This window comes from Marinobacter sp. DS40M6 (assembly GCF_028581595.1).
GTDB lineage: Bacteria > Pseudomonadota > Gammaproteobacteria > Pseudomonadales > Oleiphilaceae > Marinobacter > Marinobacter salarius.
In genome coordinates this window covers 166633-184283 of sequence record NZ_JAFCAE010000006.1, presented here as the reverse complement: position 1 = coordinate 184283, position 17651 = coordinate 166633, and the positions used below count along the sequence as shown (strand labels likewise).

At 57.5% G+C, this 17651-nt stretch carries 20 protein-coding genes; 7 read left to right on the top strand and 13 right to left on the bottom strand.

The features are described 5' to 3' along the window. Positions 1–23: 23 nt before the first annotated feature. From JJO78_RS16410 to JJO78_RS16400, 3 genes are read right to left on the bottom strand one after another with little or no spacing between them, the layout of a single operon-like run. Positions 24–356 carry a YnfA family protein gene (locus JJO78_RS16410; RefSeq protein ID WP_036208334.1) on the bottom strand — a complete coding sequence of 111 codons (333 nt, stop codon included), beginning with the start codon at positions 354–356 and terminating at the stop codon, positions 24–26. A gap of 51 nt (positions 357–407) precedes the next feature. After that, entirely contained in the window at positions 408–1232 is an 825-nt protein-coding gene (locus tag JJO78_RS16405) for a haloacid dehalogenase-like hydrolase (protein WP_273624158.1), read from the bottom strand. 46 nt (positions 1233–1278) lie between these two features. Next, on the bottom strand, positions 1279–2235 hold the full coding sequence (locus JJO78_RS16400) for a LysR family transcriptional regulator (protein ID WP_075196889.1): 957 nt from the start codon (positions 2233–2235) through the stop codon (positions 1279–1281). A 118-nt stretch (positions 2236–2353) separates the two neighbouring features. On the opposite strand from JJO78_RS16400, the gene JJO78_RS16395 reads away from it, so the two are divergent. Continuing rightward, positions 2354–2584 carry a hypothetical protein gene (locus JJO78_RS16395; protein WP_007154336.1) on the top strand — a complete coding sequence of 77 codons (231 nt, stop codon included), beginning with the start codon at positions 2354–2356 and terminating at the stop codon, positions 2582–2584. An 88-nt stretch (positions 2585–2672) separates the two neighbouring features. Beyond that, a complete protein-coding gene (locus JJO78_RS16390) occupies positions 2673–3851 on the top strand; it encodes a magnesium transporter (protein WP_227664032.1) in 1179 nt (392 codons plus the stop codon). 114 nt (positions 3852–3965) lie between these two features. Here the strand turns inward: JJO78_RS16390 and JJO78_RS16385 are convergent, their stop codons facing one another. Continuing rightward, entirely contained in the window at positions 3966–4232 is a 267-nt protein-coding gene (locus tag JJO78_RS16385; RefSeq protein WP_091641986.1) for a DksA/TraR family C4-type zinc finger protein, read from the bottom strand. A 198-nt stretch (positions 4233–4430) separates the two neighbouring features. On the opposite strand from JJO78_RS16385, the gene JJO78_RS16380 reads away from it, so the two are divergent. Together JJO78_RS16380 and JJO78_RS16375 are read left to right on the top strand one after the other, a co-directional pair. Then, entirely contained in the window at positions 4431–5102 is a 672-nt protein-coding gene (locus JJO78_RS16380) for an ABC transporter ATP-binding protein (protein ID WP_256713647.1), read from the top strand. Continuing rightward, entirely contained in the window at positions 5092–7659 is a 2568-nt protein-coding gene (locus JJO78_RS16375; RefSeq protein WP_269400016.1) for an ABC transporter permease, read from the top strand. The genes JJO78_RS16380 and JJO78_RS16375 overlap by 11 nt, the downstream gene beginning before the upstream one ends. Before the next feature lie 8 nt (positions 7660–7667). On the opposite strand, the gene JJO78_RS16370 is transcribed toward JJO78_RS16375, so the two are convergent. Both JJO78_RS16370 and JJO78_RS16365 read right to left on the bottom strand, forming a co-directional pair. Next, positions 7668–8414 carry an SDR family oxidoreductase gene (locus JJO78_RS16370; RefSeq protein ID WP_075196886.1) on the bottom strand — a complete coding sequence of 249 codons (747 nt, stop codon included), beginning with the start codon at positions 8412–8414 and terminating at the stop codon, positions 7668–7670. Between the two features lie 78 nt (positions 8415–8492). Continuing rightward, positions 8493–9554 carry a serine hydrolase gene (locus tag JJO78_RS16365; RefSeq protein ID WP_273624148.1) on the bottom strand — a complete coding sequence of 354 codons (1062 nt, stop codon included), beginning with the start codon at positions 9552–9554 and terminating at the stop codon, positions 8493–8495. Between the two features lie 193 nt (positions 9555–9747). Between JJO78_RS16365 and JJO78_RS16360 the strand changes: the two genes are divergently transcribed. Next, positions 9748–10923 carry a DUF418 domain-containing protein gene (locus JJO78_RS16360; RefSeq protein WP_273624147.1) on the top strand — a complete coding sequence of 392 codons (1176 nt, stop codon included), beginning with the start codon at positions 9748–9750 and terminating at the stop codon, positions 10921–10923. A gap of 21 nt (positions 10924–10944) precedes the next feature. Here the strand turns inward: JJO78_RS16360 and JJO78_RS16355 are convergent, their stop codons facing one another. The 7 genes from JJO78_RS16355 to JJO78_RS16325 form a co-directional block, all read right to left on the bottom strand. Further along, complete coding sequence (locus JJO78_RS16355) at positions 10945–11175, bottom strand: DUF2798 domain-containing protein (protein WP_036208309.1); 231 nt, start codon at positions 11173–11175, stop codon at positions 10945–10947. Between the two features lie 3 nt (positions 11176–11178). Further along, positions 11179–11475: a hypothetical protein gene (locus JJO78_RS16350; protein WP_036208306.1), complete on the bottom strand. Its 297-nt coding sequence runs from the start codon at positions 11473–11475 to the stop codon at positions 11179–11181. Further along, positions 11472–11924: a GNAT family N-acetyltransferase gene (locus tag JJO78_RS16345; RefSeq protein ID WP_269400013.1), complete on the bottom strand. Its 453-nt coding sequence runs from the start codon at positions 11922–11924 to the stop codon at positions 11472–11474. The genes JJO78_RS16350 and JJO78_RS16345 overlap by 4 nt, the downstream gene beginning before the upstream one ends. Before the next feature lie 78 nt (positions 11925–12002). Beyond that, complete coding sequence (locus JJO78_RS16340; RefSeq protein ID WP_269400012.1) at positions 12003–12545, bottom strand: DinB family protein; 543 nt, start codon at positions 12543–12545, stop codon at positions 12003–12005. Between the two features lie 70 nt (positions 12546–12615). Continuing rightward, positions 12616–13719: a DNA glycosylase AlkZ-like family protein gene (locus JJO78_RS16335; protein WP_269400011.1), complete on the bottom strand. Its 1104-nt coding sequence runs from the start codon at positions 13717–13719 to the stop codon at positions 12616–12618. A 14-nt stretch (positions 13720–13733) separates the two neighbouring features. Next, complete coding sequence (locus tag JJO78_RS16330; protein WP_085680952.1) at positions 13734–14474, bottom strand: substrate-binding periplasmic protein; 741 nt, start codon at positions 14472–14474, stop codon at positions 13734–13736. Positions 14475–14814: 340 nt separating this feature from the next. Continuing rightward, positions 14815–15135: a transposase gene (locus tag JJO78_RS16325; protein WP_264754865.1), complete on the bottom strand. Its 321-nt coding sequence runs from the start codon at positions 15133–15135 to the stop codon at positions 14815–14817. Positions 15136–15505: 370 nt separating this feature from the next. Between JJO78_RS16325 and JJO78_RS16320 the strand changes: the two genes are divergently transcribed. Together JJO78_RS16320 and JJO78_RS16315 are read left to right on the top strand one after the other, a co-directional pair. Continuing rightward, a complete protein-coding gene (locus JJO78_RS16320; protein WP_040474606.1) occupies positions 15506–16675 on the top strand; it encodes an ABC transporter substrate-binding protein in 1170 nt (389 codons plus the stop codon). Positions 16676–16783: 108 nt separating this feature from the next. Next, positions 16784–17647 carry a branched-chain amino acid ABC transporter permease gene (locus tag JJO78_RS16315; RefSeq protein WP_007154320.1) on the top strand — a complete coding sequence of 288 codons (864 nt, stop codon included), beginning with the start codon at positions 16784–16786 and terminating at the stop codon, positions 17645–17647. Positions 17648–17651 lie beyond the last annotated feature (4 nt).

The window sequence follows — 17651 nt, the reverse complement described above, 5'->3', positions numbered from 1 at the left end:
CCGCCATCATATCCTCAGTGAGTTTACGTGCCCCTGGGCGCAAACATAATGATGGCCATGCCCGTTAAAGCCACAGCCGTGCCCACCAGATCCCAGACCGTTGGCCGAACGCCATCCACGGCCCATAGCCAAAGAATCGCCATAAAGATATAAACACCACCATAGGCTGCGTACACCCGGCCAGCCGCCGTCGGGTGCAGCGATAACAACCAGGCGAACGCGGCCAGGCTCAGGGCGCCGGGGATCAGCAGCCAGATGGTCTTGCCTTCCCGCAGCCACAGATAGGGCAGGTAGCAGCCGACGATCTCGGCCAGGGCGGTCACTAAAAAGAGGCCGACGGTTTTCAATTCTGGCATCACGCTGCGGTTTCCCGTTCAGTATCAGTCGGCGGCTTTCTCCGCGTTCATTTAGCCATGCTTCCGCTTGTACAGCCTGAGTATACCTCGAACCGTTACATCCAGCTGGCTGCCGGATGTGTAATCGCCCCGTACCACGTAGTTGGCCCGCTCTTCGGAGATAAGCTTTTCGATCTTATTCTGGGTTTTGCCGTCGTCCCATTTGTCACCATCGAACACCGCAAGACTGCACCCGCCCTGCGCCTTCACCATTTTCATTGCCGGGATATCGGTGTCACCGTCGCCAAAATAGATCATATGGTCGAAGGGGACAGGGCGTTCACCGGGTTCGATGTATTCGTTAATGGTGACGTTGTCCCAGCTGTTCTCGATGCCCTTGTTGATGCGGAACAGGTACTGGGTTTTAGTGGTGTAGTCGATGGCTACGGCAGGCCATTTTGCATGCCCGGTGGCCTCATCATAGTGATAACGGCACCCGAAAATTTTCTTGAAATGCTTTGCCACCGGCGTGCCGCGAATCATCTCCTCCAGCCCGCTGGAGACAATGTAATGGCTCAGGGCGATACCCTGGTCGCTGGCGAAGCGGTTGATGGCGTCAAACCAGTCCACGACCCCGGGGAACAGGGGGATGGACTTTCCGTAGGCTTGTAGCCTCTCCGGTTTCAGCTCATCCTGCTTGCTCTCATCGCGGGCGCGCTTGGCCAGTTCGCCGAGGTAGGTGAGTATCTCATCGCCGTCCCGCTCACGGTTCTTGCGATTCACTTCCGGCCAGAAGTCGGAATGCTCGTTCAAACCCAAGGCCGGCATCAGGCCGTGTTCGGCGCAGTTGCCTTTGGCAAGGGTGCCGTCGAAGTCATAGATCAGAGCGCATTGCATTGTCTTTGTGCCTTCTTTCCATGGATGACATCAGCGTAGCCGGTTATTACAAACGACGCCCGGCCAGTCGATTTTTCTGGGCGCGGACGGCCTCTGTCAGAAAATCCATCAGCGCATGAATCCTCACCACGCCTCGCAGGTCCGGATGCATCAGAAACCACAGGCCGTATTCCAGCTCTGGAATGGGGTCGGTGAGTTGAACGATGTCCGGGTCCTCGTCCGCGAGATAGCAGGGCATCACGGCCAGCCCCATGCGGGAGCGAATGGCGCTGAGGATGCTCACCAGGGTATCCACACGGTAAACACAGGCCTGCTTCAGCGCGTGGTTATCCATCCACTGGTCCACGGAGGAATCCTGAAGCCTCGGCCCGGCGCCAATCCAGGGCTCACTGGCAAGGGCCTCTATGGAGGTTCCCGGCGTCAGGCCGAGGTCTTTGTGAGCATAGACAGCCTGGCCGAGGGTGGTCAGTGGCCGGCCAATCAGGTTTTCCGGTGGACGGTTGGAGGGACGTATAGCCACGTCCGCCTCCCGACGTGTGAGATTGAACAACTGGTTGGACACCGCAACATCCAACACAATGCCTGGGTATTTGTGCCGGAACTGCGTGAACAACGGTGCCAGCACGCCCATCAGCAGAGAGTCCGTTGTGGTGGTCCAGATTTCGCCACTGGGCTCCAGGTCACGGCCGGCCACCTTGCGCTCGGCGGCCAGGGCGGCCTCGTCCATGACCTTTGCCGTGTCTGCGAGTTCTTCCCCTGCCAGTGTTGGCCGATAACCTGTGCGGCCTCTCTCAAAGAGGATCACCCCAAGGCGCTGCTCAACATCGCCTAGCCGCCGGAACACCGTAGCGTGGCTCACGCCCAACGCCCGCGACGCGCCTGAGAGCGAGCCAGAAGTAGCAATGGCGAGCACCAGTTCAAAGTCATTCCACGCCAGATTGCTCCGTGTTCTCGCGGAGGCGGTGGGCGATTTTTTGGGTTGTTTATCTGTTCGTTTTTGCAAAGTCTGTTCTCGATTCTAGGGAATAGTTTGCAGTTTAGAACAAGTTTAGCATGTACCTGAACTCATACGACAACCAGTGCGATCCGCCACAAGGTGCGGCGCCAGGGAGGATAGAGACATGTTGATCTCAGCAGAAAAGACCTACCTTAGCGGTGGCAATTCGCTGGCTTTCCGCGAGCCGGCAGACGGTAATGCAAAAGAGTTGCACCGGAGCAGCATACCGCTCAGATATCGCGATGGGATGGGAGGCGTCAATCTTGAGCAAGTGAAGCGGGATCAGCGCAGGGCGCGTCGAGACCTCATGCGGGCGATGATCCGGGGCCTGAACCGGCTGCTACGTCTGCACTAGAAGAACGCTCCGGCTGCGGCACGCCAACCGGTGCTGATCGTTCAGTGTTGCTATAGTCATATAACAAGCACTGATACCGGAGCGCGAAATGACCCAGAATATGGAATTGATCGAGCGGATTGAGCGTATGCGCGATCTCAATCCGCTGGATGCCGCTGAAGAGCTGATGCAGTCACCCGTGGACGATATTCAGTTCATCCTTTCGCGATTGCCTGCGGAACAGGCACAGGTCATCGCTTCACATCTGGGGGATCTGTCCGCACCGGAAGAAGCGGCGACCCGCGCAGTGCTTTCCGGCATGGAAGAAACCGTCGGCGAACTGATGACGCCGGTAACAGCAACATTACCGGACAGCTACACCGTGGCGGAGGCGCTGACCTTCATGGTGAAAAGCGCCGATGTTTCGGAGATTAGCTACATTTTCGTGACGGATAATGACTGCCTGGTGGGTGTGGTCGGCATGCGGGACCTGATTCTGGCCAAACCCTCTGAGGCGCTCGCTACCATTATGGTGCGAGAGCCGTTTGCGTTCCAGGAAGGCACGCTGGTGAAGGATGCAGTCAGTGAAGTGCTCTACCGACACTACCGCATGTACCCGGTGGTGGACGAGCAGCAGCATGTGGTGGGCGAGGTGCGGGGTTGGAAGCTCTACGAACGCATCGCATCGGAACTCAGCGCCCAGGCCGGTTCCCAATACGGTGTGGCAAAGGAAGAACAGATCAACACACCGGTGCTGGCGGCGTTTCGCATGCGCCACCCCTGGCTGCAGGTGAATCTGATTACCGCGTTCGCTGCTGCCTTCGTAGTCGGCATGTTCGAGAGCACTATCGCCCAGATTGTTGCCTTAGCAGCCTTCCTGCCGGTTCTTGCCGGGCAGAGCGGCAACACCGGCTGTCAGGCGCTGGCCATTACCCTGAGGGGCATCACCCTGGGGCAGATCAATGACTATCCGATCCGGCGATTGCTGCGCAAGGAAGTTCTACTGGGCGCACTCAATGGCGCTGCCGTCGGCGTCATTGCCGGTATTGCCATGTTTGCTTACGCCTTGTCCACCGATTCGGCCAACCCGGCCATGCTCGGCCTCGTAATCTTTATTGCCATGGTGGGCGCTTGCATGGGCAGCGGCATCTTCGGGGTGGCGGTGCCGTTGGTGCTCAAACGGTTCGGCGCCGACCCGGCCACCGCCAGCAGCATCTTTTTGACAACCTTCACCGACATTATCGGCATGGGCCTGATGCTGTTCCTTGCAACCTCGTTGGTGCTGTAACCACGTTGCCTGACAACAGGCTCGCTTTTCATCACTATGCGGGTTCTTTGAAGAGTTCCTTTCAAGCGGGAAAAGCACGCCAGCTTCACGTTTACGGATGCCGTATTTCTTGAACTAGCGCAGCTGACTGTCCTTGCTGCCACGGCGATTGATACCACCATGAGACGTTTCGTGTTTTTCAAGACTAGACTGACACGCAACGCAAAGTTGAACCCCGGGAATCGCTTTGCGGCGCGCTTCCGGAATCGCACTGTCACACTCCTCGCAATGGGTGGCACTCTCGCCGCTCACCAGTTGGCTGCGTGCGCGCTGCACCTCGTCGTCTACGCTCGCGTCGATCTGATCCTGAACGGCGCCATCCCGGGACCAACCACCTGCCATAGTGCTCTCCCATCTTTGCAAAAGTCGTGTAAAACTGCGTCTGACCCGTTTCGTACGGTGCGCTAGTCTGGAAAACTGCTCGTACTCTCAATGGCTTTGAATCACTGTCAATCATTTTCCAGCTTCTGCGCGGCTGCCCGCTATCGTCATAATCGCCGTGCCAGCTACATTCTGTTATTAAAAAAGAAAGGTGCCTTTGTGTCCACCAGCGTCCAGATAAGCGACATTAACCTTACCTACCCAACTGAGTCAGGCACCGTCGCGGTGCTCAACAACGCTTCACTCACAATCCCGCCCGGCGACACACTGGCGATTACCGGCCCCTCCGGAAGCGGGAAAACCTCGCTGCTTCTGTTGCTATCCGGGCTCCAGCGCCCGACCAGTGGAGAGATCCTCGTAGGCAACCAGCGCCTGGGCGAGATGGATGCCAACGCATTGGCCGACTGGCGCAGCGAACACCTGGGCATCATCTTTCAGTCCTTTCATTTATTGCCGGGCTTGACGGCACTTGGGAACGTTAGTCTGCCGCTGGAAATCGCCGGGCAGTTGGATGCCCGCGAGCAGGCCCTTTCGATGCTGGAGGCGGTCGGCCTTACCCACCGGCTGCAGCATTATCCAGGACAGCTTTCCGGGGGTGAGCAACAGCGTGTCGCGATCGCACGGGCACTGGTGCACCAGCCAAGTCTGCTGCTGGGCGATGAGCCCACCGGCAACCTGGACCATGCTACCGGCGAAAAAGTGCTCTCACTGCTGTTCGACCTCCACAAGGAAAGCAAATCCACCCTGGTGCTGGTAACCCACGACGAACGTGTCGCGGAGCGCTGTCAGCACCGGGTCCGGATGGATGGTGGGCGCCTTTATGAAGCGTAATGCTCAGACAAAGCCGCTGTGGATGCTCAAATTCGCGATCACCGATCTGCGATCGCGCATCTCTGCGCTCAAGGTCTTTCTCGCCTGCCTTATCCTCGGCGTTACCCTGGTGGCCGCTACGGCCAGCCTCTACCGGGTGATCGAGCTGAGCCTGCTGGCGGATACCCGCATGTTATTGGGTGGCGATGTGGAGCTCGATGCCAGTGAGCCGTTACCAAGTGACGTGATCGATTGGGTAGGGCGCACCGGGACTCTTTCGCTGGTTCGGGAGTTCGACACGATTGTCAGTGGCGAAAGCGGTGACGGCTTCTTTCGCGCCGAGATCCTGATTCCGGATGCGGCCTATCCGCTCTACGGTGAGCTGCAGCTAACGCCGGATCAGTCGCGTGCCGAGCTAACCGCACGCAAGGATGGCCGATGGGGCGCCGTAATTGACCCCTTGCTGGCCGAGCGCCTGGGCCAGACTATAGGAGACCAGATTGAGATAGGCGCAGCCACGTTTCGCATCAGCGGCCTGATCCAGAAACAGCCGGATCGCCGCCTGAACGCCAACTGGCGTGGCCTGCCCATCATGATTTCCGAACAGGCGGTCGAGGCGACGGAACTGATCCGGCCAGGCAGCCGCGTGGACTACGAATACCGGGTGAAGACCGACCAGAATCTGGATACGTGGCTGGCGGACTTCGAACAGGCATTCCCGGAACCAAATTGGGACACCACCACCTTCGCCGAGCGCAGCCAACGCATCGCCGAACGGCTGGACCAGATTGCCACAGCGCTCATCCTGATTGCCTTTACCACGCTGTTTATTGGTGGCCTCGGTGTCGCCAACAGCATACACGCCTACCTGGATGAAAAACTGGGCACCATCGCCACCCTGCAGACGCTGGGCCTGCGCCGCAAACCATTGGTGGCCATCTACCTGTTGCAGATCGGATTGCTGGGCAGCCTGGCTGGCCTGATCGGAGGCGGAATCGGACTGGGGTTCTCTGCGGTGGCGATATCCCTGGCCGGCGACGCCTACGCGCTGTCCGGGCCCGAAGGGGCAGGGGGCTGGTTATCCCTGTGGTTTGTTCCCTTGCTGCTGAGCTGGCTGTTTGCGGTACTTACGGCCTACGTCTTCGCGCTGCCGGCCCTGGCCAGGGCCCTTGCCGCGTCGCCGGCTGGGCTGTTCCGGGGGCAGGTACAGGCCGCCCGTAACGAACCCCGCACATGGCGGGTCGCGAGTTATGTGCTGCTGGCGATCTATATCAGCGCCACTCTGTTCTGGTTGCCGTCGCCGCAACTGGGATTCCTGTTTCTGCTGGCGGTGGTCGTACTCTGGGCCTTGCTGGAGGGCATCATCAAAGGGCTGCGGCGAGGCGCCAAAGCGCTGGAAAACAGTGGCTTTGCTGACCGCAAGTTCGCCCGGCGGCTGGCGCTCGCCAACCTCCACCGGCCGGATTCGCCACTGCGGGCAACGTTGTTGTCGCTCGGCACCGCGTTGACCCTGGTGGTGGCTTGCACCCTGATGGTCACCACCCTTCTGAGAGCACTGGAAACCACGATCCCGGCGGAATCCCCCGCGCTGATCCTCTATGAAGTGTTCCCGGACCAGATGGAACCGCTCACGTCAGGCCTTGAATCGCTGGACCCGTCCAGCAGGACGGAGCTTCTGCCACTGGTTCGCGCCCGAATGGCCGCCATCAATAAAGAGCCCATCGCAGACGCGCTCGCTGACGACCCCCGAGCCAGGCGCGAAGCCATGGGTGACGAATACAAGCTCACCTACCTGGCGGGAAATCCGGAAGGCCTTGAGCTGGTAAAAGGCAATTGGTGGAGCACTCCGGCCCCGGAAGGGCAGCCCGCCTACATGGCGATGGAAGACCGCGAAGCCAACGCACTCGGGCTAACGGTGGGCGACCGGATTGAGTTCACGGCACAGGACCAGCCGATTGCCGTCGAAATCCGGGCCATATACCGCCAGAAAGGCTTACAGACCCGGTTCTGGTTTGAAGGTGTTCTGCAGCAAGGCGCCCTGGATGGATTGATCAGCCTGTACGTCGGCGCGGTCTACCAGAGCGACCCCGCCGCCAAGGAATCGCAGCAATGGCTGGCCAGCAACATCCCCAACGTGATCACACTGCGCACGGCGGACTGGCTTGAAACGGCGGGAGACCTGCTCAACAAGGCAGCCGCTGGCCTTGCGGCGGTTGCGTCCGTCAGCCTGCTGGCGAGCCTGTTGGTGTTGTCCAGCGTGGTCAGCGTCAGCCGCAGGCGCCAACTCTACGAGGCCAACCTGCTGCATTGTCTCGGTGCCAGGCACCAGGCCATCCGGAACTCCATGCTGCTGGAAACCGGCTTGCTGACCTTGCTGGCGACGGTGTTCGCCACCGGGCTGGGTTCGCTGATCGCGCTGCCGGTGGCAGACCTGGCGCTGAAACTGCCAGCGGGAGATCTGTGGTGGATCGGCGCATTGGTGGCCGGCGTCGTCAGCGCGCTGGCGTTGCTAGGAGGATTGCTGCCTACGTTGAGGGCGATGCGGCTGAATCCGGCGGTTCTGTTGCGGGATGGGTAATTGACTGGTTACATCGCCCTCGCGAACAACCCAAAGGGCAGGGCCTTCAACACATAACTGAGCGGTGTCCAGGGCCACCAGGGCACATAGGCGCGGCGTACCTCGGAATCGATCGCTTTCACCAGAGCTTTTACGCCGGTTTCCAGATCCACCCGGAAGGGGGCGTTCTTGGTATCGCGGTTGATGTCGGTGAGGATGTAGCCCGGCATGATGTTGCTGACGTTGATGGGCTTGCCCTTGGTGTCCAGTTGCAGGCCTTCAGCCAGTGACGCTACGGCGGCCTTGGTGGCTGCGTAGACGTTGATAGGGCCACGGAAGCCGCGAACACCGCTGACTGACGACATCAGTACCAGATGCCCACTGTTCTGTTCCCGGAAAATCTCCATCGCCGCCTCGCTCTGGGCAATGGCGGCGATGAAGTTGGTTTCCGCCGTCTGCCGGTTGGCGGCAAAGTGCCCGCGCCCAATTGGCTGGGAGCTGCCAATACCTGCATTCACCACCACGCGGTCAAGGCCGCCCAGCTCTTCCCGAAAGCCCCGGAATACCTCGAACACCTGCTCGTAGTCGCACACGTCCAGGCCGCGGACCAGCACCCGAATATCGGGGTAGGCCTGCTGTAATTCCCGCTGTAACGCCTCCAGCTTATCCGCCCGCCGCGCACAGAGCGCAAGATTGCAGCCCTTGGCGGCCCATTCGCGGGCCATGCCTTCACCGAGGCCGGTGCTGGCACCGGTAATCAGAATGTTCTTTCTCATTGGTTATGCCTTGGCTGGTTCAAGTTGTTTGAGATCAGCCTAGCATGATTGGTTGAGTTTGGAATTGGGTGACGCGCCTTAATCTACGGTTCCCGTTAGCCCCGACTCATGCAGCGCCTTGCCAATCGCCTGATAGGCTCTTTCCGCTTCCGACAGTGCTGCATAATCGCGTGCGCAAACCGCGACGATAACCGCCTCATCGGGCGCCTGAGGGTTGAGCAGGCCGATATCACAGGAGCGGGCCACCTGGGTGCCGGTTTTATGGGCGAAGTGGGTGCCTGCCGGCAAGCCTCCTGCAATACGATGATCCCCCGTGGTGATTTCGGACAGATAACCCAGCAATTGGTCCGTGTGGGCGTCATTCAGAAGTTCGCCCCTGACCAGTTGCTCCAGCAATGCCCCGAAGGCTTCGAGACTGCCTGAGTTGATTCCCCGCTGGTAATAGCGCTCAAAGGCTTCACGCACGCCTTTGGCATCCGCCTCTCTTGCAGTAATGTTGAGTTTTTCCAGCAACATATCGTACCGCGCCTGGTAGGTGCGGGCGGTTTTCAGATCGATGAAATCACGATTGGTCAGCACCGATACACTGGGGTGAACTTCCCTGTATGCGTCGTAGCGCACCTGAAGGATCGTGGTAATCGGCCCCAGCCCTTCGGGAACCAGCCGTGCCACATCCTCTCCGAATGATTTCTCGCCAAGAAAACGTATCAACATGTCGGTTGCTGTGCTGTCACTGTCGACAATAGAGCGTCTGTTGAGCTCTTCCAGGCTGTAACGGGCACCGGGGTCCACCCAGAGCAGATCTCCAGTGCCATCCACATAATCTGCAGCCCGGAGTGTGAGTTTCTGCTCCAGATCCAGGCCTTCGTTCTCGGCACGTTGCATCAACACGATGGCCAGCGGAATTTTGACGGTAGAGGCCAAGTACCAGTCCTGGTCGATGTTATGAGAAACCTTCTGACCCGTACCCAGATGACGGATGTAGACCCCGAGATCGCCAGAGAAGGTTCGGTCAATGCGTTCGATTTCTTTCTGCAGAGTCGGGGACCAGTCATCGGCCTGGGCCACAGAACCCAGGCTGAGAACGAAGAGGGCCAACAGTGCCGCACCGGCCTGCGAGAAGATAGGTTGCAGATTCATGGGGCTCCCTGTTTGCGCCGGGTTACAAATGCTAAGGGTTCCAATGCTGCGTGCACAGTCCGACGGCTGTCAACGAACCGCCAGTTACGATCCGGTAGCCTTCAAGCGATCTTCATCTATTACCGCTAAACCTGATATGCGAAGGTTGCGTTTATACGGAAAGAACCCAACTGCGGCGCAGGGAGTATCCGAAATGGCGAGCAAAGGCGAACGTATTGACGGTCTGGATGCCCTTCGGGGCTTTGCCATCTTCGGTATCCTGCTGATTAATATTCAGGTGTTCTCGGGCTGGGGGTTCGTCTCCGCTGACACAAGGCAAGCGTTAACCTGGTCGGAATGGGACGAACCCATTGCCACCTGGCTGGACATCCTGGTGCGGGCCAAGTTCTACAGCCTGTTCTCCCTGCTGTTTGGTTACAGCTTCATGATGCTGGCCCAGCGGGTACAGCAAAGCCCCGTCCGCTATCACTTGCGGCGAATGCTGGGGCTGCTGGTTATTGGCACCGCCCATTCTCTGTTCCTATCCCCGTGGGACATCCTCATGCTGTACGGGGTAATGGGGCTTTTCCTGGGGGCCTTCCTGAACGTTCGCGCTCCAACGCTGGCTGCCTGCGGCGTTGCCCTGCTGATAGTCACGGCTGTAACACTCTGGTTCGCGCCCCAGTTGGGGTTGGCGCATCTCGGAAGCGGCACTTCACTGCGCCTGCTGCAGGACAATGTGCCAGCCCTGAGTGGGGGGAGTTACCTGGAGGTGGTGGAAGCCAATGCCTACCTCAGCGCGAGCGTGTTTCTGGATCGGATTGAACACCTGCGCCCCCTACGGGTGATGGCGATGTTTCTATTTGGCGCCGCTGCTGCCCGCCTGCACCTGGCGGAGCGCAATTCGGGCCATGTCCGGCTATTGATTGTGGTGGCACTGGTTGGCCTGGTGGTCGGCACAGCCCTGGCCATGGCCGAGGTTAAACTGGGTGAAGAGAGCCTGGCCGACAGGGTTGTGAATTTGCTGGGTAGGGTAGGCGCTCCACCGTTGCTTGCCATGGGCTATGGTGCCGTTCTGCTGCTTTGGTGGCGGGGCAGGGGACGCTTGACCGGGGCGGTTCGCTCGGCCCTTGCGCCAACCGGTCGTATGGCACTCACCAACTACATTCTGCAGTCCGCCGTCTGCATCTGCGTGTTCTATGGCATGTGGGGCGACCGCTTCGCCTCACTCTCGCTCGCAGCGCTGATGCTGTATTCAACGGTATTTTTCATCGCCCAGATGATCTTCAGCGCCGTCTGGCTGCGGCTGTTCACCCAAGGGCCCCTGGAATGGCTCTGGCGCTGGCAGATGAAGCGCAAGCGGCCGAGGTTGCTCCGAGCAGAGGCATAGAAATAGAAATAGAAATAGAAATCAAGCCTCGTCCTTCAACGCCAGGCTGACCAGCTTGTGAACCACGGGCGACACCAGCATGATGGTGGGAAAGGCGACGACAAACGCAAAAAGCCAGGCATTCAGCCAGATTGAAACGATATTGCTGGTCCACCCCACGTTAAAAACGCTGATCACCAGCGACATGATGCAGGACATCAACAGTGACATGAAAAACGAAAATACGATTCTGTGATATTTGCGGTCAATCATTCTTTATCTCTTCAATACATTGGTAGAGCCCGGCAAGGGTTCCCCAGGGCAGTTCAGACTCTCTATCGTTTTTTCCTTCAGCCAGATCGTCTCACCCTGATACGGATGTTTTCTCCAGTCTTCTGTCACCTCAATACAAAAGCCGGGCAAATCAGGCAGGCGTTTGATAAAGGTTTTTGGATAACCTTCGGGCTTTTCACCAATGATGGCAGAATCCGAGTTCTTCAGATCGACGGCTGATTGCTGCGATGCACAACCAATAAGGCCTATGCCCAAAAGTATGGTGAAAATGCACTTCATAGCGTGGACCCATTCAGGCCTTTCACATAAACATGAGTCGTCTTTGTATGCTCGAAACCGATAGACGGGTAAAACCCATGGGACTCCGAACGACTCACATTGGATCGTACCACAACCCGTGACAGCCCTTTGGCGCGGGACCAGTCTTCAACAGCCTGAACGAGCAAGCGCCCAACACCCGTCCGTCGAACATTGGCGCTCACAACCAGCCCAGTGATCTCAGAGGTAAACAGCTCACGGATAGAAATACGCCTCTCGGCGACCGCCCACCCAACCACTGCGGCATCTGAAATAGCCACCCATATCTGATGGCTCGGGGATTCCAACAACGCCTCTAGCCATGCCCCAGTCTGAGATTCGTTGGAGGAATACCCCCATTCCAGAACAAGGTGGTGTATGCCCGAGAGGTGTTCAGCTGTTCCTTGCTGGATCGAGATATCCATATTCATTCAAAAGACCTGCTACCAGAGTTCATCGTTACCTCCCAACCCGTAGGTAAAAAGGACCGGATGAGGTTGTTTGTCGTGTTATACCTGCGTTTCATTCGGAATCCGTTCCAACAGGTCGGTAACGCCAACATCCATGCCTGCCTGCGACAGCAACGTTGAAACTTGCCCGCGATGGTGGGTTTGATGGTTAAAGAAATGGAGAACCAGGCTCGAATACCGCTTGTTGGCGGAAACACCTTTCATGTTGCGATAACTGAGAACAACATCCAGGTCGCCTTCGGAGAGATGGGATATCCAGTCGATAATCTGGCGATCCAGCCAGATCCGGTGTTCTTTTAAACGCCCCAGATCGTCAAAGAGGATCTGATCCAGGCTGGCAGGATTGTCGAGCTCGGCGACCGACTGAAACGAATCCACGCAGGATGGATGGGTCACAAACCGTTTGAGCCACACGGTGTCCGCCACAACGATGTGATTGAGCGTTCCCAGAATGGAGCCGAAGAAGGCCCCACGGTCCTTGGCTAACTCCGAGGCGGAGAGGCGACCAGCCGCTTCATAGACCTTTGCGTTCATCCACTGATTGTAAGCGGCCAATAATTGGAAATGTTCTTTCAGACTCATCGGGGCTTCTCTTTGGTGGAGGGTGTCACTTCAAGTACACTGCTCTCATTTTATGCCCGCATACCGAGCCTCACAACGAAAGAAAGCGCTCGAGGCGTACCCGCTCGTCCTGCAACGCTGGCTTGAACGCTGTGTCGTCTGGGGCATGCCCGCGCACATACCCTGGCTCCAGCTCCAATTGCCCATCACGTACGGCAGCATTTGCCCAGCCTATGACATGACCGCGCCACAGCATAGGTAGGGCATAGTAACCACGTACCCGCTTGGGCGCCGGAGTGTAGGCCTCAAAACGGTAGGCCCAGCCCCAGAAACGCTCAAAGCGACCGCGGTCCCAAACTAAAGGGTCGAAGGGCGCCAGTAGGCGCAGGTGGTCATCCAGCACATCGTCACCCGCAAAGCGGCGGCTGCCAGGATTCTCGCCGATGGGCCAAAACCAGCGACAGCCATCCACGGTCGCCTGGGGCAGGCGAGCCTTTGCACGCGCGAGTGCTTCACGACGACGCTCGCGCCACTGCGGGACCGCTGAAGAGCTCACGCTCGTTACCAGGCGGCTGAGCGTAGCCGCAGGCAGCGGGGCATACTTTGCGACTGCTACGTCGACCAATGCGTCCAGTGTGGTATCCGGGTTCACCGCGTCGTGCTCATCAGCGAGCGGCGGCGCATAAAGGCGTACCCCGGCTTCGCGCTTTGCCACACGCAGCAGCCCACGATAATGCATGCCGTCCAGGAGCTGCGTACTGGCACGGCTATTACCGCCGAACCAATTCTTAGTGGTGCCATGCTCGAAGGCTGAGTCCACCTCGCGCGGGTGAACGACACCACGGCTTTGCACAAATTCCTGCACCGCCTGCGCCTGTTCCCAGCGTGAGCGTGGCCACTCGGTGCGCGCCGTGCGCGGGTGCATAAGGCGCTGCGTGGTGCGGGGCAGAACCCCGTAGTTGATAAAGAAATCTTCCTCGACCGCCAGGCGCGGGTAGCGAGCCTCCAGGTCACCCGCCTGGTAGTCGATAACACGATGGCGGAGCGTCAAATCCTGCGCCCGTGCCGGCGCTCGTATTGGGTCGAGCTGGACAAAACCCAGTTTATTGATCGCACGTGACAAAGTGGTCGGCTTGAAGAGACTGCGCGAGATGGCGTAGCGGCGCAAATGATCCATGGTGAGGGGAGCGGTCATAGTAATCAGTTGCCTTACTTGTCCGGCTGAATCGAGATGTGCCGGTCCGGCGGCGGCAGTTTGGGTAGCATGGCTTCCGCATCAACCGTGTGGGTAGCGAAAAAAGCTTCCGCCGCTTCAATCAGAGCCGCCTCGGTTTTGAGGATACCAAGATAGACCGGCCATTCGGCGTCGATCAGTTCCGTGCTGTAAAAGTTCGGATCGACTTCCACCAACTTTGCAAGAAACCGGAACTCCATTTCGTTCATGACGGCGTAATCGCAGCGTTTGTTCAGAAACATGCCCAGCATCTGTTGGGCATTGTAAGAGTCATGGCGGGCCAGGTTGGTACCAATCCGCCGCTCAAGTTGATCACTGTAGACAAACCATTTTCGCAGACAGATGCTGCCATCAAGATCATCGAAGGAGGCCGGTTGCCGGCCAGGTTGTGCGAACAGACGATCACGCCAGGTTAACACCGGTCCGACGGCGTGCATCCGGCTTGGTAGCGGCATCCACAACGGGTTGGCAAAAACCGCGTTGGCTTGTCCTTTTTCCAGGGCCCAGGCCTGGCGCTTGCGCGGCATCGGGCGAAAACCGGCTGTAATACCGGCTTCCAGGCTGAACTCATTGATCACCTCGACCAGAATGCCCTTGTTAAGGTTGTCACCGTAATAAAACGGCAGAAAACCCTCGTCCGACCCCATAATTTCGAGCGTTTGGGAAGAAACTGGAAGGCACCAGAATGCCACGATGATCAGCAAGCCTACTCTCATGAAAACTCCTCTTATGCTCCGATCCTAGGCTAGGAGCGCCTACTGTACCGGGGTAAGTCCACATTGAGAAATTCGCACGCGAGTTTCGTCTCGGCGAGCGGGTCGAGCTCATCGTCTATCAGGATACTAAGAAGTTGCTGTCAATCCTCACGCGGTTCGTGAAAGTCGCGAACGAGTAGAGACCAAACGATCGAGGCTGACTGATCCGATTCGGGCGCAAAGTGCAGAATGAGATGCTCGCGGGCATTGGCCTTGAGGGGCTTCCAGATCGGATTACCGCGCCGACGGCCCGTGTATCCGAGGAAGTTTCGGCCTTGGCCACCGAAGGCGAGAAGCTGGATCAGAAAGCCGGCAATGCAGCCGATAAAATTCGGAAACTATAGCAGTCCATTGAAGCCTTCCGCGATTCACTTGCGGAAATAATAGTGGCATCGACAATCCTGCCTTCACGCAATATCAGGCCGTTTTTCTCCAAATGCTTGTTTACCTCTTTGACCAGTACCTTGCCAAGGCTGGGCTGCTCCAGTAAATGACGGAAGTTGAGAATGGCGTTCTCGTCCGGCAAACGGTCCAGTCTCAGATCAGCGAAGTGCCGCATGGATTCGATCTCGTACAGAGCGTCTTCCATCGCCAGGTCGCTCAGGTTATAGAGCAACTGCATGCAGTGGGCTCGCTGCATCGCAGACAACGGGTACGGAGGTCGTCCTTTCGGGCCCTTGGGGTAATAACGAGCTACCTTCCTCTCTAACTGCTTCTAGGGAATCAATTTGTCCATTCGCTCCAGAAAAATTTTTGCGGCGGCTCTTCTGCTTCTTAGTCTGGTACTCGGTTTCGGAGAAGGTGATCTGGTCCATGGTGGCAACGAATCCTGTGCAGTTGACGATGTTCGTTATATCGCTGATTTTGGGGACTAATTCTGAAACTCTCTAAGTAACTGCAATGTGGGGATAAGATCTGCACAGAAGGGATATCAACCTCAAGCGAAATGCTTTCCAATAGAAGCACTAAAATAAGAGTTGGAGCACTCAAAAATGAATAAGTTTAAAACCTATTTCGTAATGCTAGTGTTGGGATATTTTATGAGCATGGCTACAAATACCGCGCTCGCATCTTCCGATATAAAAATTGGAGTAATGCAGCCATTGAGTGGGGTATATGCTGGACCGGGCCAGTCTGGGCTTGATGGTTTTTTGCTTGCACTGAAACCATATACGAATAACTCTCATCAAAATTCAATCGAAGTAATTACACTTGACACGGAAGCCAAGCCTGCGCGAGCTCCGGAATTAGCAACATCCCTACTTATGCAACACAAAGCAGATTTCATTTTTGGGCCAGCTCACTCTGGCGTAGCAATGGGGATGATCAAGGTGCTGCGAGGCAAGGATACCGTGATGATTATTCCGAATGCCGGCGCTGCCGCCGCCACCGGATCGCTTTGTTCGCCGAACATTTTCAGGACCTCCTTTTCTTCTTGGCAGCCGTCCTACCCCATGGGTAAGGTTGCTCTCGATAAGGGCTACAAGGACGTGTACCTAATTAGCTGGAATTACGGTATGGGTCGAGAAAGCTTGGAAGCCTTCGAAGAGTCCTTTGAGGCTGGTGGCGGCAACGTAGTTAAGAAGGTATTGATGCCTTTTCCATCCACCAACTTTCAGCCACACATCAGTGACATCGCCGCCCAAGATCCCGATGCCGTATTCGTATTCTTTGCGGGCGGCGGCGCAGCCAAGTTTGTCAAAGACTACGATGCGATGGGCTTGCGCGGCAAAATCCCGCTGTTAGGTTCGGGCTTTCTCACCGAGGGCACGTTGGAAGCTCAAGGCGAAGCAGCCGAGGGCGTGCTTACAACCCTCCACTATGCCGAGCAGTTGGATGTGCCAAAAAACCTGGAGTTTAGAGAGACCTTCCATACCGAGTATGGCCACTATCCGGACATCTACGCAGTCCAAGGCTATGACGCAGGCCAAGCTATCATCAAAACCATCAACCTGCTTGACGGAGACGTCAGCGACAAACAGGCGGTGATCAACACCATGGAAAAACTGACCATCAACAGTCCGCGCGGTGACTTCACTTTCTCCCGGGCCCATAACCCAGTGCAGAACATCTATCTGCGGGAAGTGAAAAACGGCGTGAACGTAGTGGCCAGCGTGGCAGCGGAAGCTCTGGAAGATCCGGCACGAGGCTGTAAGCTCTGATCCGCCTGTAAAACACACCCCGGCCCGCCAACAACGGACCAGGGTGTCTCATGAAAAACACCCTCTCGGACCCGGCATGGGTCCGCTGCAACATCGCTGGGTACCTCTATGACGACCGAACTCTTCTTCGTGCAACTTATCAACGGGATTCAGTACGGCTTGCTACTGTTCCTGATTGCCTCCGGACTGACGCTGGTGTTTGGCGTTATGGGCATCCTGAACCTGGCCCATGGTTCCATGTACATGGTGGGCGCGTACCTAGTGTGGTACTTCGTCACCGTCACCGGCAGCTTCACCGTTTCGGCGGTGATCTCGGCCATCATCGCGCTGACTCTGGGCATCCTGATCGAGCGGGTGCTGATACAGCGGCTGTATAATCGCAACCACTTGGACCAGGTGCTGCTGACCATCGGCATGATCTTCGTGTTCAATTCGTTGCAGAGCATCCTGTTCGGTAACGATCCCTACGGCGTGGCCGTGCCCGGCGCGCTGGGCGGGGGTATTCCGTTTACCGACAACTCCAGCTATCCCATCTACCGCATATTCGCAGCCCTGATCTGCGTAGCCATCGCCGGCGCGCTGTATTACGTGGTGCGCAGCACCCGGCTGGGCATGCTGATCCGAGCTGGGGAGTCCAACCGGGAGATGGTGGAAGCCCTGGGCGTCAACATTAAAAGCCTCTACACCATCGTGTTTGCTATCGGCGTCATGCTGGCGGCTGTCTCCGGCATCATCGCCGCGCCCATGCGCTCGATCGTGCCGGGCATGGGCGAGAGCGTTCTGATTACCTGTTTTGTAGTGGTGGTCATCGGTGGCATGGGCTCGATCACGGGTGCATTCGTGGGCGCCTTGCTGGTGGGCCTGATCAGCACTTTCTCATCAGTGCTGATGCCGAGCATGTCCAACATGATTATCTACATCTTTATGATCCTGGTGCTGCTGGTAAAGCCCCAGGGCCTGTTCGCGAAGTAGTAAG

Coding starts and splice junctions, on each gene's coding strand:
- JJO78_RS16410 (WP_036208334.1), bottom strand. CDS start 356: ATGCCAGAATTGAAAACCGTCGGCCTCTTTTTAGTGACCGCCCTGGCC.
- JJO78_RS16405 (WP_273624158.1), bottom strand. CDS start 1,232: ATGCAATGCGCTCTGATCTATGACTTCGACGGCACCCTTGCCAAAGGC.
- JJO78_RS16395 (WP_007154336.1), top strand. CDS start 2,354: ATGTTGATCTCAGCAGAAAAGACCTACCTTAGCGGTGGCAATTCGCTG.
- JJO78_RS16390 (WP_227664032.1), top strand. CDS start 2,673: ATGACCCAGAATATGGAATTGATCGAGCGGATTGAGCGTATGCGCGAT.
- JJO78_RS16385 (WP_091641986.1), bottom strand. CDS start 4,232: ATGGCAGGTGGTTGGTCCCGGGATGGCGCCGTTCAGGATCAGATCGAC.
- JJO78_RS16375 (WP_269400016.1), top strand. CDS start 5,092: ATGAAGCGTAATGCTCAGACAAAGCCGCTGTGGATGCTCAAATTCGCG.
- JJO78_RS16370 (WP_075196886.1), bottom strand. CDS start 8,414: ATGAGAAAGAACATTCTGATTACCGGTGCCAGCACCGGCCTCGGTGAA.
- JJO78_RS16365 (WP_273624148.1), bottom strand. CDS start 9,554: ATGAATCTGCAACCTATCTTCTCGCAGGCCGGTGCGGCACTGTTGGCC.
- JJO78_RS16360 (WP_273624147.1), top strand. CDS start 9,748: ATGGCGAGCAAAGGCGAACGTATTGACGGTCTGGATGCCCTTCGGGGC.
- JJO78_RS16355 (WP_036208309.1), bottom strand. CDS start 11,175: ATGATTGACCGCAAATATCACAGAATCGTATTTTCGTTTTTCATGTCA.
- JJO78_RS16350 (WP_036208306.1), bottom strand. CDS start 11,475: ATGAAGTGCATTTTCACCATACTTTTGGGCATAGGCCTTATTGGTTGT.
- JJO78_RS16345 (WP_269400013.1), bottom strand. CDS start 11,924: ATGAATATGGATATCTCGATCCAGCAAGGAACAGCTGAACACCTCTCG.
- JJO78_RS16340 (WP_269400012.1), bottom strand. CDS start 12,545: ATGAGTCTGAAAGAACATTTCCAATTATTGGCCGCTTACAATCAGTGG.
- JJO78_RS16335 (WP_269400011.1), bottom strand. CDS start 13,719: ATGACCGCTCCCCTCACCATGGATCATTTGCGCCGCTACGCCATCTCG.
- JJO78_RS16330 (WP_085680952.1), bottom strand. CDS start 14,474: ATGAGAGTAGGCTTGCTGATCATCGTGGCATTCTGGTGCCTTCCAGTT.
- JJO78_RS16325 (WP_264754865.1), bottom strand. CDS start 15,135: ATGCAGTTGCTCTATAACCTGAGCGACCTGGCGATGGAAGACGCTCTG.
- JJO78_RS16320 (WP_040474606.1), top strand. CDS start 15,506: ATGAATAAGTTTAAAACCTATTTCGTAATGCTAGTGTTGGGATATTTT.
- JJO78_RS16315 (WP_007154320.1), top strand. CDS start 16,784: ATGACGACCGAACTCTTCTTCGTGCAACTTATCAACGGGATTCAGTAC.